15 protein-coding genes are annotated in these 15,332 nt (G+C 66.3%); all 15 read left to right on the forward strand.

The window, feature by feature from the left end:
- Positions 1-1,255, forward strand: a 1,255-nt coding sequence (gene secF / locus HRL41_RS08115) for a protein translocase subunit SecF (protein WP_172136333.1), incomplete at its 5' end; no start/stop codon positions are given.
- 2 nt (positions 1,256-1,257) lie between these two features.
- Positions 1,258-1,596 carry a DUF1292 domain-containing protein gene (locus HRL41_RS08120; protein ID WP_216662595.1) on the forward strand — a complete coding sequence of 113 codons (339 nt, stop codon included), beginning with the start codon at positions 1,258-1,260 and terminating at the stop codon, positions 1,594-1,596.
- Between the two features lie 229 nt (positions 1,597-1,825).
- Positions 1,826-2,707, forward strand: a complete 882-nt coding sequence (nrfD, locus tag HRL41_RS08125) for an NrfD/PsrC family molybdoenzyme membrane anchor subunit (protein WP_172136334.1) — start codon at positions 1,826-1,828, stop codon at positions 2,705-2,707.
- A 49-nt stretch (positions 2,708-2,756) separates the two neighbouring features.
- A complete protein-coding gene (locus HRL41_RS08130; protein WP_371808821.1) occupies positions 2,757-3,149 on the forward strand; it encodes a GntR family transcriptional regulator in 393 nt (130 codons plus the stop codon).
- A gap of 3 nt (positions 3,150-3,152) precedes the next feature.
- Entirely contained in the window at positions 3,153-4,088 is a 936-nt protein-coding gene (locus tag HRL41_RS08135) for a slipin family protein (protein ID WP_172136335.1), read from the forward strand.
- Positions 4,089-4,315: 227 nt separating this feature from the next.
- A complete protein-coding gene (locus tag HRL41_RS08140) occupies positions 4,316-6,769 on the forward strand; it encodes a molybdopterin-dependent oxidoreductase (protein WP_172136336.1) in 2,454 nt (817 codons plus the stop codon).
- A 22-nt stretch (positions 6,770-6,791) separates the two neighbouring features.
- Complete coding sequence (locus HRL41_RS08145) at positions 6,792-7,400, forward strand: 4Fe-4S dicluster domain-containing protein (protein ID WP_216662596.1); 609 nt, start codon at positions 6,792-6,794, stop codon at positions 7,398-7,400.
- 11 nt (positions 7,401-7,411) lie between these two features.
- Complete coding sequence (gene nrfD / locus HRL41_RS08150; protein WP_172136338.1) at positions 7,412-8,632, forward strand: NrfD/PsrC family molybdoenzyme membrane anchor subunit; 1,221 nt, start codon at positions 7,412-7,414, stop codon at positions 8,630-8,632.
- A 195-nt stretch (positions 8,633-8,827) separates the two neighbouring features.
- Entirely contained in the window at positions 8,828-9,079 is a 252-nt protein-coding gene (locus HRL41_RS08155) for a hypothetical protein (protein ID WP_253904785.1), read from the forward strand.
- A gap of 2 nt (positions 9,080-9,081) precedes the next feature.
- Positions 9,082-9,531 (forward strand): DUF4405 domain-containing protein, encoded by a 450-nt coding sequence (locus HRL41_RS08160; RefSeq protein ID WP_172136339.1) that lies wholly within the window; start codon positions 9,082-9,084, stop codon positions 9,529-9,531.
- Positions 9,532-9,564: 33 nt separating this feature from the next.
- Positions 9,565-11,631, forward strand: a complete 2,067-nt coding sequence (locus HRL41_RS12145) for a molecular chaperone TorD family protein (RefSeq protein WP_253904786.1) — start codon at positions 9,565-9,567, stop codon at positions 11,629-11,631.
- 138 nt (positions 11,632-11,769) lie between these two features.
- Positions 11,770-13,089, forward strand: coding sequence for a lipase family protein (locus tag HRL41_RS12460; protein WP_172136340.1), 1,320 nt, complete (start codon positions 11,770-11,772; stop codon positions 13,087-13,089).
- A 56-nt stretch (positions 13,090-13,145) separates the two neighbouring features.
- Positions 13,146-13,466 (forward strand): nucleotidyltransferase family protein, encoded by a 321-nt coding sequence (locus HRL41_RS08180; protein WP_172136341.1) that lies wholly within the window; start codon positions 13,146-13,148, stop codon positions 13,464-13,466.
- Positions 13,453-13,791: a DUF86 domain-containing protein gene (locus HRL41_RS08185; RefSeq protein WP_172136342.1), complete on the forward strand. Its 339-nt coding sequence runs from the start codon at positions 13,453-13,455 to the stop codon at positions 13,789-13,791. The genes HRL41_RS08180 and HRL41_RS08185 overlap by 14 nt, the downstream gene beginning before the upstream one ends.
- 89 nt (positions 13,792-13,880) lie before the next feature.
- Positions 13,881-15,305 (forward strand): sodium:alanine symporter family protein, encoded by a 1,425-nt coding sequence (locus tag HRL41_RS08190; protein WP_172136343.1) that lies wholly within the window; start codon positions 13,881-13,883, stop codon positions 15,303-15,305.
- Positions 15,306-15,332: the final 27 nt, after the last annotated feature.

Here is a 15,332-nt window from a genome sequence, read left to right on the forward strand (position 1 = left end):
AGGCCGACGGCGCCCAGGCCGCCGGAACCGCCGAGGCCGCCGGAGCTGCCGGGGCCGCGAAGGCCGCCGAGGCTGGCGCCCAGGCGGCGGGCGCGGGGCCGCGAAGGCCGCCGAGGCTGGCGCCCAGGCGGCGGGCGCGGGCGCCTCGTCGGCGAAGGCGCCGGAGCCGAAGGTCAAGGGCCGCTTCATCAAGCACGACATCAACTTCCTCGGCTACCGCAAGGTGTTCCTCACCGCGGCGGCCGTCGCCATGTGCGCGTGCTTCGCCGTGGTGGGCCTGCGCGGGCTGAACTTCGGCATCGAGTTCGTGGGCGGCACCTCGGTGGCGTTCCACGACACCGGCGAGGTCACCATCGAGCAGATGCGCGACGCGTTCGCCGACGCGGGCGAGCCCGACGCGGTCATCCAGACCACCACGGCCGACGGCGAGGAGGGCTTCCTCGTGCGCACCACCACCACGAGCGCCGAGGACGCCGCGGCGAGCGCCAGCGCGGTCGCCTCCGAGCTGGGGCTGTCCACGGAGAGCTTCGAGGTGACCACCATCGGGCCCGACTGGGGCGCAAGCGTGATCCAGTCGTCGCTGATCGCGTTCTTGGTGTCGCTCGTGCTCATCATCGCCTACATCGGCATCCGCTTCCGCGACTACAAGATGGGCATCATGGCCGTGGTGGCGCTGTTCCACGACCTCATCCTGGTGATGGGCATCTACGCGCTCGTGGGCCGCGAGGTGAACCCCAACACCATCGCGGCGCTGCTCACCATCTTGGGCTACTCGCTGTACGACACGGTGGTGGTGTTCCACCGCATCAACGACAACATGAGCGGCGAGAGCATCCGCTGCACGTTCATGACCATGGCGAACCACTCCGTCAACCAGGTGCTCATCCGCACCGTCAACACCACGCTGACGTCGTTCATCCCGGTGTTCGCGATGCTTCTGTTCGGCGGCGAGACGCTGAAGGACTTCGCGTTCGCCATGTCGATCGGCCTCATCGCCGGCTCGTACTCGTCCATCGCCATCGCCACGCCGCTGTACGCGATGTGGAAGACGCGCGAGCCGAAGTTCGCCAAGCTGCAGAAGAAGTACGGGACCGAGATCGCCCGCTTCGGGTTCGAGCACGCGGGCAGCGAGCCCATCGCGCAGGTGCCGCTGGCGCGCCTCGAGGCGGCGGCCGCGGCGGCTTCCGCGCCTGAGAAGGCGCCGCAGAAGAGCACCGGCAACAAGAAGAAGCCCAAGAAGCACGGGAGGAGCTAGCCATGGCCGAGCAGGGACGCATACGCGAGGGAAGCGCGCCGAACTTCTGCCCCCCGGTGGAGGAGGGCGTCACGTTCTCGTTCGAAGACGAGCGGGGCGACGTGGTCGAGCTCGAGTTTCTGGGGCTCGTCCTGCACGAGGGGCGCTCGTACGGGTTCTTCTTCCCGGTTGACGAGGACTCCCCGGCGTGCTCGTCGGGCGAGGTGGTGCTGCTCGAGGTGACCGAGGTCGACGAGGAGGGCCAGCCCGCCGCGTTCGAGCTGGTCACCGACGAGGCCGTCGCGCTCGAGGTGTACGAGGCGTTCCAGAAGGCCACGCGCGACCTCTACCGCTTCGAGTAGGGAGGCGCTGGCAGCTGGCAGGCCGACGCCGGCGTGACGCCGCGCTGCCGCAGCAAGACAAGCCCATGATGCGGGGCGAGGACGGGTTCCTCGCCCCGCGCGCGTTTGCGCCCCGTCGCGCTTTGCATTCTGCGCACGCCTGCTCAGACGTCCTTATTTATCTATATCCCTATGACAATAGTGTTATACTGCCCTTGACGCGTCGGCATACGGGGCGGAGGCGAATGCCTTGGTCTTCAGCGGCTACATAGTGGGGTACCTCTTCTGCGCGGGGGCGGGGGCAGGGGCGTTCTTCGCGGCTGCGGCCTGCTGCGTGTGGGATGCGGTTCGCCGCAGCGACGCTTCGGAGCGTGCGGTTGTCGCGATCCAGCCGGGATTCTACGCGGCTCCGTGCCTGCTGCTGCTCGCATGCGTTCTGCTCGTATCTGACCTCGGTGTTGTCGAGCGCGCGTGGGTTGTCATTACGGCGCCTTTCCAGTCGGTGATGTCGATAGGCGCATGGCTCGTGGCGCTGCTCACGTTGATCTCAACGGTGCTTGCTGTTGCGAGCCTGGCGTTAGCCGAGGTTCCGCGCGTAATGCAGGTTGTCTGCTCTGTCGTGGGGCTTGCTCTCGCGGCGGGGACTATGGCCTACACAGGCTTGCTGCTATCCGACCTCGTGTCCGTTGACTTCTGGCACACGCCGTGGCTCGTGGTTCTGTTCGTGGTCTCGTCGCTCTCATGCGGGATAGCGCTCATCATAGTGGTCGACACGCTGTCGTTCGCGCATTTGCGCAGCGTCGAGGGCGGCTTGTGGCGCGTATCGGGGGCTTTCGGGATTGTGGAGGCTGTGGCCCTCGGCATCCTGATGGCAGTGCAGTGGGGCTATACTGATGTGGCGCGCGCGTCGTGCGCTCTGTTGCTGACCGGATCGCTAGCGCTGCCGTTTTGGGGTGGCGTCATCGGCGCGGGGATCGCTCTTCCGCTTGTAACGCACCTGGTCACACGTGGACGGCCCTCGGCAGCGGCGGCGCTGGCGGCAGCATGCTCCTTGCTTGCCGGTGGGCTTGCCTTGAGATATTGCGTTGTGGCGGCAGCGCTCTATACTCCGCTGGTTGCAGGTGCGCTATGATGCTGACAGGCGAACTGCGCCAAGGGCTACACCAGGGAATAGGGCAAACGTGACCGACAGAACCGTTCAGATAACCATCGACGACAACAGCGGCATCCCCATTTGGCTGCAGCTGCGCAACAGGCTCATCTACCTCATTACGTCAGGGGCATATGAGATCGGCGATAGGCTGCCGACTATGCGAGAGATGGCCGTTGACCTCGGCATCAACTACAACACGGTCAGCAAGGTCTATCGGGACATCGAACGTGACGGCTACATCGTGTCAAAGCGCGGTCGGGGCACCTTTGTTCATGATGGCTATCTGAAGAACGCTGACGCGGCATGCAATGCTGCTGACTCGTTGGCGGATGCGTTCATCCAGCAGTGCCGTGAGCTTGGCATACCGCGACAGAATATCGTGGGTCTAGTGAAAGGGCGTCTTGAGGCAACGGAGGGGTAGTCTATGAAGTTCAGCTTGCGTGGAAGCCGCGAGGAGTCGACCGCGCGCAATGATGCGCGGCGCGCGATCGCAATGACCGAGCTTGAGCCGAACGAAGCCACGAGAGCGAGCGTGTTCTTGTTTGCGTTCGCCATATTTGCAGCGGGATTTGCTGCGGTGGCGGGTGTCTCGACGCTTGCTGGCGCGCTTGGCGCGCCAGCGCTGGTGTCGGGAGTGGCGCTGGGGGCGCTCTTGGCGGGGTGCGTGCGCGTGGCCCCCCAGTGGGAGCGTGTGGTGGTGCTGCGCTTCGGGCGCTTTAGCCGCGTCGCCGGCCCGGGCCTCTACGCATGCGCTCCCTTTGTCGAGCATGTGTCCATGCACGTTGACCAGCGTGTGATGACGTCGGCTTTCTCTGCCGAGGCTGCGTTGACGGCTGACCTGGTGCCCGTTGACGTGGACGCGGTGCTGTTCTGGATGGTGTGGGATGCCAAGAAGGCGTGCTTGGAGGTGGAGAACTATCCCAAGGCAGTGTTGTGGAGCGCGCAGACGGCCATGCGCGATGCCATCGGGCAGGTCAACCTGGCTGACTTGTCGCTGCGCCGCAGGCAGATCGACCGCGAGCTCCAAGACGTCATGAGCCAGAAGTGCGAGCAGTGGGGCATCACCGTCATGAGCGTGGAGGTTCGCGACATCGTGGTGCCGCTTGAGTTGCAAGATGCCCTGTCGAAGGAGGCGCAGGCTGAACGAGAGCGCAATGCGCGTACGATCCTCGCCGAGGTCGAGAAGGACATCTCCGAGATGTTCGTGGAGGCTGCCGAGGTGTATGATCGCAATCCGCGCGCCATGCAGCTGCGTGCCATGAACTTGGCTTACGAGGGAGCGCGTGACGGCAAGGGAGTGCTCCTGGCTCCTTCGGGCCTTGCCGACGGCTTTGATCTTGGCAAGATCATGGGGAAGTAGGAGGGGCTTCGTGGGGTTGAGGCCCCGGCTCCGCCTCTCTCCCAGTTAGCATAAAACTACATCTACATTGAACTAGTTAAATATGATAATATGTCGTCGGGAGAATCAGGCCGATTCCACGTTGGTACGTGGGGCGTTCCTCGTGAATCGGTTCTGCGATGACAGTTGCGCAGCTGACGTCGTGGAAGCTCAGGGGGAATGCCTCGTCTGTTTATCGAGGAGGAGAAATGACGGGGACGAACAGCTCGCAAGGCGGGCTTACTCGTAGAAGTTTTCTCAAGACGACAGGGGCGGTTGCGGGCGCGGTGACGCTTGCAGGCGCAGAGGTGAGCCTTGCGGGGCTTGCGCCGACCGAGGCGCATGCTGAGGAAACGGTGGAGGAGCAGGTCGTTCGCAGCGCGTGTCGCGGCAACTGCGGCAGCAAGTGCCACATGAAGGTAACCGTGCGCGAGGGGAAGGTGGTAAAGGTCTCCGCCGAGGACTACCCTGGCGAGGACGCGCCGTGGCGCCGCCTGTGCGTTAAGGGCTACACGCAGCCCCAGCGCGTTTACGACGCCGACCGCCTGAAGTACCCCATGCGTCGCGTCGGCGAGCGCGGGGCTGGCGAGTGGGAGCGCATCAGCTGGGATGACGCCATTGCCGAGATCGTCGGCAAGATGCAGGCCGCCGTGGCCGAGGCGGGCCCCACCTCTGTCGGCTTCTGGTCATCGTACGCGTCCTACGGCGTGCTCAACGGCGCGCAGGCGGGCTACATGTCCATCGCCTACGGGCGCTTCATCACGGGCCTCGGCGCCACCATCCTTGGCGCGGGGGCTGACAACGCGCAGATTCACGAGCAGATGCTGCAGCTGCGCAACAACGGCAACGCCTTCACTGACGCAGCCAACGCCAACGTCATCATATCATGGGGCGGCAATCCCGCCGAGGCGTATGTGCATGCATGGCAGTTCGTGTGCGATGCGCGCGAGAAGGGCGCCAAGTTCATCACCATCGACCCGCAGTTCACGGCATCAGCCATGCACTCAGACTGGTACCTGCCCATTCGCCCTGGCACCGACGGAGCGCTCATGCTGGCCATGGCGAACTACATCTACGAGAACGACCTCATGGACGAGGGCTTTCTGTGCAACAACTCCGTGGCCCCTTTCCTCGTGAAGGAGGACGGCACCTACCTGCGCATGAGCGATTTCGGCGCGCCTACCAGCGAAGGGCCCGCTGACCAGTACACGGGCATGCCCACGGTCATCGATCCTGTGGTGGTGTGGGATGAGGCGGCGGGCACGTACAAGCCGCTTGGCGAGGCGTCATCGCCGGCTATCCTGGGGTCGTACGTGGCGGGCGACTTCGCGGTAAAGACCACGCTTCAGGAATGCCTCGACCGCATCGGAGACTACACGGTGGAGAAGGCGGCAGAGATCTGCGACCTCGCCCCCGAAGACATCGAGAAGCTCGCGCGCGTCTACGCCACCGAGGGTCCCGTGTTCGTCATGACCTTCCAGGGCTTCGGGCATCACGTGAACTCGCATCACAACTACAAGAACCTGGCGCTCATCTGCGCCATGACGGGCAACGCGGGCAAGCCGGGCGCGGCGGTCTGCGGAGCCACGTCGCCGGCGGCGTTCCCCACCAACTCAAGGGCCTTTATGATGGGTCGCCCTGGTGCGAACTTTTGCGGCATGTACCTGCCGCAGGTGATGGAGACCAAGCAGTGGGCGGGAAAACCGCTTGACCTGCGTGTCCTGTGGTGCCACAACGGAAACATGCTGTCGTGCGAGTCGGGCCGGCTCGAGCTCATCGAGGCTGTGAAGAAGGTCGACTTCGTGGTGTGCGCTGACGTGAACATGACTGACACGGCGCAGTGGGCGGACATCCTGCTGCCTGTTCCGCATGCGTTCGAGGTGGAGGACTTCGACGGAGGCTGTCCCACTCCCTATCCGCTGTACATGCACAAGGCCATCGAGCCGCTCTATGAGTGCAAGACCGACTTGGAGATCATGCGCCTGGTGGCAGAAGGCATGGGGCTCGGCAAGCTGTATGCGAAGTCTGACGAGGACTTCCTGCGTGAGGTCATCGACACCGACATGAACAAGGCTGCCGGGTGCACCTACGATGCCTTCAAGTCGGGCAAGTTCGTGCGCACGTACCTGTATCCGAAGGGCGCTGACGTGGCGCGCTACCCCAGCACCGAGACGGGCCGTTTCAAGTTCTACCTGGAGAAGCCCACGCCGCGCAACATCTTCGGCCAGAAGGTGGCCGATTATGAGCGCTACCCCTACTACGAGGACGCCAAGGAAGCCTACTGGGACAACCCGCTGCGTGAGAAGTACCCGCTCATGGGCTGTAGCCAGCATCACAAGTACCATGTGCACTCACAGTGCGCCTACACGCCGCTTCTGCGCGAGCTGGAACCCGAGCCTGAGCTGAAGATCAACGCCTCCGATGCGGCGGCGCGCGGCATAAGCCAGGGCGATGTGGTGCGCGCGTACAACGACCATGGATACGTGGTGCTCAAGGCAATGGTAACTGAAGGCATCAAGCCGGGCGTCGTGTCCATTCCTCACGGTTTCCAGGCTGACCAGTTCATCGAGGGACACTCTCAGGACCTGACGAGCGTCTACATGAACGACTTCTGCTCGAACAGCGCGTTCTACGACTTCCTCTGCGAAGTCGAGAAGGCATAGGGGGTGTGACATGCATTACGGAATGGCAATTGACACGAAGCGCTGCGTGGGCTGCAGCGCCTGCACGATCGCCTGCAAGATGGCCAACAACATTCCGAACGACATCTTCTGGACGCGGGTGCTGACTGACGGCGGCGACGTGCCTGATACGCCGGCGGGCGAGTTCCCTCGTGTGCGCATGCGCTACATTACGGTGGGCTGTCAGCACTGCGAGAACCCGGCATGCGTGAAGGTGTGCCCGGTGGGCGCCACCTACCAGGATCCAGACACGGGTGTGGTGCGCCAGGACTACGACAAGTGCATCGGCTGCCGCATGTGCATGGCGGCGTGCCCCTACACGGGCGTGCGCAGCTTCAACTGGGAGGAGCCGCGGTATCAGACGCCGTATGCGATCGGCGACGCCGACGCGCCGGCGCATCAGAAGCATGTCGTGGAGAAGTGCACGTTCTGCTACCAGCGAATCACGAAGGACGAGGTGCCGTCGTGCATGGACTTGTGCCCGGCTCGCGCGCGCCACTGGGGTGACCTCGATGACCCGACGTCTGAGGTGTCGCAGGTTATTGCTGCGCGCGAGTACATGCAGCTTCTGCCCGAGAAGGGCACCAAGCCTTCCGTCTACTACCTGGTTTAGGGGTGATCTTCATGACAGAGAACGTTTCGGCCGCGAAGTCGGCCAAGGCCCCTTCGCCTCAGTTCGGGGGATCGGGGCTTCGGATCGCCATCATCGCATGCGCGCTGCTCGCGGTCGCGGGCGTGGCGCTGTGGGCCCTGCAGCTCTCGGGCGGCATGGTGCAGACCGGCATGCGCAACCTCGACAGCTGGGGCCTCTACATCACGTGCTTCATGTTCTTCGTGGGCCTCTCCGCAGGCGGCCTCATCATCTCCTCGGTGCCCAGGGCGTTCGGCATCGCGGGCTTCGGCGGCATCTCGAAGGTGGCGGTCATGACCTCCATCGCCTCGACGGTGTGCGCCATCGGCTTCGTGGTGGTCGACCTCGGCCAGCCCGCGCGCGTGTGGGAGCTGTTCGTCTACTCCAACCTCGGGAGCCCGCTCATGTGGGACATCGTGGTGATCGGCACCTACCTGGTCCTGTCGTGCGTGTACCTCTGGGCGCAGCTTCAGGCGGAGAGGGGCAGGGTGAGCCATGTCGCCCTGCGCGTGATCGCCGTGGTGGCGCTCGTGTGCGCCGTGCTCGTGCACTCCGTGACGGCCTGGATCTTCGGCCTGCAGCAGTCCCACGAGCTCTGGCACACGGCGCTCCTCGGCCCGTGGTTCGTATCCTCTGCGCTCGTGTGCGGCACCGGCCTCGTGCTCGTGGTGGCGGTCGCGCTGCGCCGCGCGGGCTACTTTGAGCTCGACCAGGCCCACGTGGTGAGGCTCGCGAAGCTGCTCGGCGCGTTCGTGTGCGTCGACCTCTACTTCCTCGGCTGCGACCTGCTGACCGAGGCGTTCCCGGCGGCCTCCGGCGCCGAGGTGGTGGGCATGCTCGTGGCGGGCCCGCTCGCGCCGTTCTTCTGGGCCGAGGTCCTGGGCTGCGCCGCGTGCGCCGTGGTGTGCTTCACGCCGAGGCTGCGCACGAGCCCGCTGCTGGCGGCGGCGTCCCTGCTGGCCATCGCGGCCATCTTCTGCAAGCGCGTGCAGCTGCTCGTCGGCGGCTTCCAGATCGCCAACCTCGACCTGCCCGGCGCCATGACCAGCCACACCGTCACCAACTGGGATGCGGGTCTGGCGGGCGCGTACGCGGGGCTCGTGTACTGCCCGACGCCGCTCGAGGTCGGCGTGGCGCTCGGCGTGGTGGCGCTCGGCGCGCTCGTCTTCCTGGCGGGCCTGCGCTACCTGCCGCTCAAGCCGGCTGAGGACTGACAGCCCCTCGTCAGCGCCTGCCGCCTGGTTCCCCCGGGCGGCAGGCGCTCTCTTGGAGCCGCGTGGCTTTTGCCCGCGGCGTCATCTGGTTTGGTCGATGCCGAGGAGCGCTCATGCCAAGAAAGCTGCTAGCGACGCTCGCGGTGTTCGCGCTGGCGTGCGCGTGCGTGCTCGGCGCTGGCGCCGCGGGCGGTCGTGCCCGAGTCGGCGTGCCCGGCCACGGGCTGCGCCTCCGGCGCCTGCCACGGCTACGATGACGTGCCCGAGCCGGACGGCGTCCACGAGATGGCCTGCCCCGAGGCGGGGTGCGCGAGCGCGGAGTGCCACGCGTGGGACACCCTGCGCGGCCGCTACCACCAGGCTTCCGACGCGAGCCTGAACCTGTGGATCCTCATGCCGGCGGTGCTGGTGGTAAGCCTTGTGCTGGTAGCGCGAAAGGTGAGGTGAGGATGATGCGAGGATCGCTTCGCGTCTTTTCGTCGGCGGCGCTGCTGGTGTTTTATGCGGTCATCTCCTTTCCGGGTGTGACAGGCGTGGCGCTGCATGAGTGGGCTGCTCTGGTTCTGACGATTGCCCTGCTCATGCACGCTGCGCTTCGCGCTGATCGCATCATGTCGGCCCGTGCGGGATCGCTTTGCGCAAGGTGGGCGGGTCGTGCAGTGCTCGATGTGCTGCTGTTGGTGGCGCTGGCCGCGTGCACGGTGTCGGGCGTCATGATGTCTGGTGCGGTGCTGCCAGCGTTTGGCTTGTATGCCACGGGGTATTATTTTTGGAATCCGCTGCACGCAGTTGCGGCGAAGGCATTACTCGCGCTCTTGCTGATGCATCTGGCGCTCGTTGCCGATTCTGCGTTGAGGTGCGTTCGCCGCAGCGTGACAGATGGCGGCGAAGGCTGGTAGCTGGCGAGTTTTCGCATGCGAGGAGGTATGGCATTGGGGGGCGAAGTCCTGTGCGCCCGCCCCATGCTCGCCGCGTGGATGGCGGAGTACGATGAAATCGGCTGTGAGTATGTACGCGCGCTTGCCGATCAGGGCATCGACTTGGTTGATCGTGCGTTCTTTGACCAGGCGGCGAGTGCGGCGCGCGACCGCCTGCGCGCGGCGGGCGCGATCGTGCGCAACGGTGGTGCGAGCGTGCTCTGGGGCAGCTTGTCGCCAGCATGCGAGGCGTGTACGGGCGAAGCGTGCAGCCAAACGTTCTTTCTCTCGCTCGCATGCAACCGCAGCTGCTACTATTGCTTCAATCGCAACCAAGTCGGCTTCAAAGAGTCGCAGCGGCTTGATGTGGGTTGGAAGGGCGAGCTGGACTCGTTTTTTGACGAGCACCCCGATGTGGCTTGCGTGGGCCTCACGGGCGGCGAGCCTCTCTTGCATGCTGACGAGGCAGTGGCGTTTCTGGCGCATGCGCGTCATCGCGCCCCCCGTGCGCACCTGCGGATCTACACGGCAGGGGATTTCCTCGACGAGTCCTTGCTTGCGCGCCTCGCCGATGCGGGTCTTGATGAGCTTCGCTTGTCGGTGAAGCTCGAGCCTGATGAGGTTGGAGCCGGGGGAAGCGTTCATCTCGGGGAGGTGGACGAGGCGTTGCGTCGCGCGCGCCTGGCGCAGCGCTACGTGCCGCATGTCATGGTGGAGATGCCGGCCATTCCCGGGACGGGCGTGCAGATGCGCGCGCTTTTGCGCGGTCTTGACGAGATGGGCGCGTTTGGGATCAATCTGCTGGAGTTCGGCTATCCCATGGGGGGTTGGCCAGAGTTCGCGCGTCGGGGCCTTGCCGTGGCGAGCCCGCCGTTTGCCGTGCCCTATGACTACGCTTATGCAGGAGGGCTGCCGGTGGCGCGCAGCGAGCTCATGTGTCTTGAGCTGTTGGAGTACGCCGTCAGCGAAGGACTATCGCTTGGCGTGCACTATTGCTCGCTCGAGAACAAGAACCGCAGCCAGATTCGTCAGCAAAACGCAGCGTATGCGCTCGACGAGCGCTTTTGGGAGATGGATGCCGAGGACTTCTTCTGGAAGACGGCGAAGGCGTTTGACGCTGACGTGCCGGTGGTGTGCGAGCGCTTGGATCGCATGGGCATGCCGTACAGGCGAGACGGACAAGACGGGTCGGTCATGTTTCACGTGCGGAACCTGCCGGGCGTCGTGGAAGACGGCGGACTTGGTGCGGAGAATGTCTTTCCAATCGTTTCGTACAATGTGGCAGAGCCGTGCGCAGGTGGCTTTGCGGTTCGCGAGCTCAAGATTGAGCCGTGGGGATGGGAGAAGGGGATGGGCGTGATTGGCGAAGCATGGACGGCGCGGGCTGCGGCCTGCGAGCTTCTGGCGCTGACGCTGCGCTACCCGAGCACGACGCTGGCCGAGGCCGTGGCGTCGGGGGAGTGGCTCGACGCCACGTGCGAGATAGCATCGGCGCTCGGGCTCGCGCTGCCCGAGGGATTCGGCGCGGGCCTGCCCGGTGCGGAAGGGGAGCGTGCGGGCGCAGGTTGCGGGAGCCTTGGCTCGGGCGAGTCTGCGAGCGCGGGCTCGGCCGTGGCCGGAAGCCGCCCGGCTCCGGATGCCGAGGAGCTTTTGCGCGCGCTGCGCCCCGAGGCGACGCGCCTGTTCGTGGGTGCGCCTGAGCCGGCGTGCTCGCCCTACGAGGGCGTGTGGCGCGCGCGGGCCGAGGGCGTGCCGGCGCTGCTGTTCGTGAACCCGCATTCCATGGAGGTGGAGCGCTTCTGCCGTGCGTGCGGCTTGGGGAGGCCCGAGGGCACCAACGAGCCGCTTGACCACGTCGCCACCGAGCTCGAGCTCATGTGCCGCCTCGCCGCGCAAGCCGCAGGCGAGGTGGTTGAGGATGGGCTTCCGGGAGGCTCGCCGACCGCGGCTTATGACGAGTTTCTCAACGAGCATGCGCTCGCGTGGATGCCGGGCTTCGCCACGCGGCTCGCCGCCGATGCCCGCCATCCCCTTTACGTTGCTGCCGCCCAGTTCTTGGGGGCTTTCGTGGGGTCTGAATAGCGCCCCTTATTGCCCTTTCTTCTCAACGCGTTGGAAACGCCGAGAAAAATGTCATGGGCGTGTAAGGCTGCGGTAAGGTTCGCTCTCTAGACTTTGAACTGTCGAAGACGGCGGGAGCTGGAGCGAAGGGAGACGGCCGTGGCTGAGGAGAAGACGTCGACGCTGGTCCGCGTGGTGGCGCTGGGACTCGTGCTCATGCTGGCGCTCGGGGCGGCGGGCGCGCACGCGGCCTCGGCGGTCATAGCCGACATGGTGCGCCGCGCGCCTGACGCGGCGCTTGCGGCACCCGCCCCGACGGCGCTCGCCCAGGACGCCTTCACGCGCTCGCTGGCCGTCTCGTCCGCCGAGCGCCCTGAGCCGGCCACGGTCGCCTACGCGAGCGAGCTGGCAGGCGTGGGCGGCGGGCAGGTGGCCGAGGCCCAGGTGGCCTTCGACGACGCGTGGCTCATCGGCGGCTCCCGCGCCTACAACAACGACCTGGCCGCGACGTGCGCCGCGCTGAGCGCCGCGGTGAACGCGCAGTCGAGCTACGGCGCGCCCGGGGGCCGTGCCTACGCGGTCGAGGCCTTGGGGGCGCTCGGCTTCCGCGACGTCGACGTGAGCGCGTACGAGGGCCGCAGCCGCGTGGCCGACGAGGTGGCGAACATGCTCACCGGCTCGACGGACGTGGCGGCCTACGCGATCGCGCGCAAGGAGCTCGTCGCCGCCGACGGGCGCGCCTCAGGCGACGTGGTGCTCGTGGGCGTGCGCGGCACCTACGGGAGCGAGTGGCTGAGCAACTTCAACTGCGCGCTCGGACCCGAAGCGGGCGAGGCGGACCATCGCGGGTTCGCGCGCGCCGCCGACGAGGCGCGCTCGGCGCTCGGCGCCTACCTGGAGCGCTTCGGCCTCGACCCGCGCACCACCCACGTGCTCCTCTGCGGGCACAGCAGGGGAGGGGCGGTGGCGAACCTCTTGGCTGCCGACCTGATCGACGAGGGGTCGTACGCCGGCGTGCACGCCTACACGTTCGCCGCGCCGAACAGCACGCGCGCGCCCGAGCGCGCCGGCGGGGCGTACGCGGGCATCTTCAACGTGGCGAACCCGGCTGACGCGGTGCCGAGCCTTCCGCTTGCCGCATGGGGCTACGGCGCGTACGGCACGACGGTCGAGCTCCCCGCGCGGGAGCACGTGGCCTACCGCGCGGCGTACAACCGCATGAGCGCCGCTCGTTCCGCCATCACGCGCTGCGAGGTGGTGGGAGACAGGCGCCAGAGCCCGCTGCCCGCTGACGCGCTCGAGGCGTGCGCGGCGGCGCTCGCGCGGGCGTCGGAGGGCTCGGGCGGGGCGCTCGCGCAGGCGGCAGGTGAGCTCGCCAGCATCGACGTGACCTCGGCGCTCACGGCCCACAGCCCCGACACCTACCTCGCCTGGCTGCAGACCGCCAACCCCGCGACCTTCACCTTCAAGACCCGCTGACGCATGCCTCCGCAGTATAATGAGCCCATGCCTTTGCTTGACCGAAGGAGGTGGCCATGGCTCCGTATTCGCTTGACGAGCTGAGAAGCGCGGTCTCGAAGGCTGTCGTCGCCTATAACGCGCGCGCTCGCGAGGAGGAGCGGATTGCGCGCGTCTCCCTCTTCGGAAGCTACGCCGAGGGACGCGCCTCCCAAGCCTCTGACGTCGACCTGCTCGTCTCGTTCGAGTCGGCTATCGTGAGCCTGATCACGTTGGCCAAGGTGCTGTCGAGCATGGAGGAGCAGCTCGGCCTCTCCGTCGACGTCGTCCAGGATCCCCCACCAGACGGGTCGCTTCTGCAGGTGACGAAGGTGGTGCCGCTCTATGAACGAGCGTGACCGCAGGATCCTCGAGAAGATCGTTTCGGAGATCGAATACCTGGAGCAGCTGCTTGACGGCATGAGCCAAGCTGAGTTTCTCGGAAGCGAAACCGTTGAGCGTGCTGCATCGATGACATCGATCAACATAGGCGAGCTCGCCAAGAGGCTCAGCGCCGAGTTCTACGCGCAGCATCCGGATACGGAGCTGCGCTTTGCGGCGAGAACCCGCGACGTCTACGCCCACGGATACTTCACGCTCTCGTTCGCGACGGTCTACAAGACCTCGACGGAGGACTATCCGCGCATGAAGTCCTGGATTAAGTCCACGCTGCCCGGGGAGTAGCCCGCTCACCCCGCATTTTTCGCGGGGCGGGGATTTCGCCGAATCGTCGCGGCGCGGGCGCGGGCGCGAGGTTACAATGGCGAACCACTATGACTGAGATACTCAACGCCATCGACTCCTTCGTCTGGGGTCCCGCCATGATAGCCCTGCTCCTGGGCACGCACCTCTACCTCACCGTCCGCACGGGCTTCATCCAGCGCAAGCTGCCGGCCGCCATCCGCATGTCGCTCGCGAGCGACCCCGACGGCAAGGGCGACATCTCCAACTTCGGCGCGCTGGCCACGGCGCTCGCGGCCACCATCGGCACCGGCTCCATCGTGGGCGTGGCCACTGCCATCCTCGCGGGCGGGCCGGGCGCGGTGCTCTGGATGTGGATCGCCGGCGTCTTCGGCATCGCCACGAAGTACGTCGAGGTGTACGCCTCCATCAAGTACCGCGTGCGCGACCACGCCGGCCAGATGCTCGGCGGCGCCATGTACGTGTGGGAGCGCGCCTTCGCGCGCGCGGACGGCTCGACTCCCTGGTGGGCGAAGGCGGGCGCGGTGGCCTTCGCGGCGTTCGCCGTCATCGCCACCATCGGCACGGGCAGCGCGGTGCAGGCTTCCGCCATGTCGGGCATCATCACCTCGTCGATCCCGGCCATCCCCAAGGAGGCCGTGGCGGTGGTCATCGTGGTCGCGGTGTCGGCCGTCATCTTCGGCGGCGTGAGGTCGATCTCGCGCGTGTGCGAGAAGCTCGTGCCCTTCATGGCCGCGGCATACGCGGCAGGGTGCCTCGTCATCATGGTGCTGAACTGGAGCGTCCTCGGCGAGGCGCTTCTGATGATCCTCACGTGCGCGTTCACGCCCCAGGCGGCGTTCGGCGGGGCCGTGGGGAGCGGCCTGGCGACGGCGCTGCAGTACGGCTGCGCGCGCGGGCTGTTCTCCAACGAGAGCGGCCTGGGGACCGCCCCCATCGTGGCGGCGGCCGCCAAGACCAGAAACCCCGCCGAGCAGGCGCTCATCGCCATGACGGGCACGTTCTGGTCGACGGTGGTCATCTGCCTGCTCACGGGCCTCGTGCTCGTGTCCACCATGATCAGCTACCCTGACATCCAGGCGCAGATCCTCGAGAACCCGAGCATCTACACGGGCGCGGCGCTGGCCTCGACGGCCTTCGCGAAGATCCCGTACCTGGGCACGCCGATCCTCGTGCTCGGCATGGTGGCGTTCTCCTACTCCACCATCCTGGGCTGGAGCTACTACGGCAACCGCTGCGTCACCTACCTCTTCGGCCGGCGCGCCAACATCCCGTACCAGGTGGTGTACGTGATCGTGGCGGCCTTGGGCGCCGTCGGGGTGGGGGACGTGGTCTGGACGATCTCGGACATCGGCAACGCGCTCATGGCCGTGCCGAACATCATCGCCATCCTGCTGCTCTCCGGCCTGATCGCGCGCGAGACGCGCCACTACGTCTACGAGGGCCACCTCGACGAGGCATATGACGCGCCCATCCCCGTCGTCAAGGGGAAGTAGCCCTGCCGCTTGCCGGGGCTTGCGCCC

Source organism: Adlercreutzia sp. ZJ473 (assembly GCF_013185065.1).
Taxonomy (GTDB): domain Bacteria; phylum Actinomycetota; class Coriobacteriia; order Coriobacteriales; family Eggerthellaceae; genus CAAEEV01.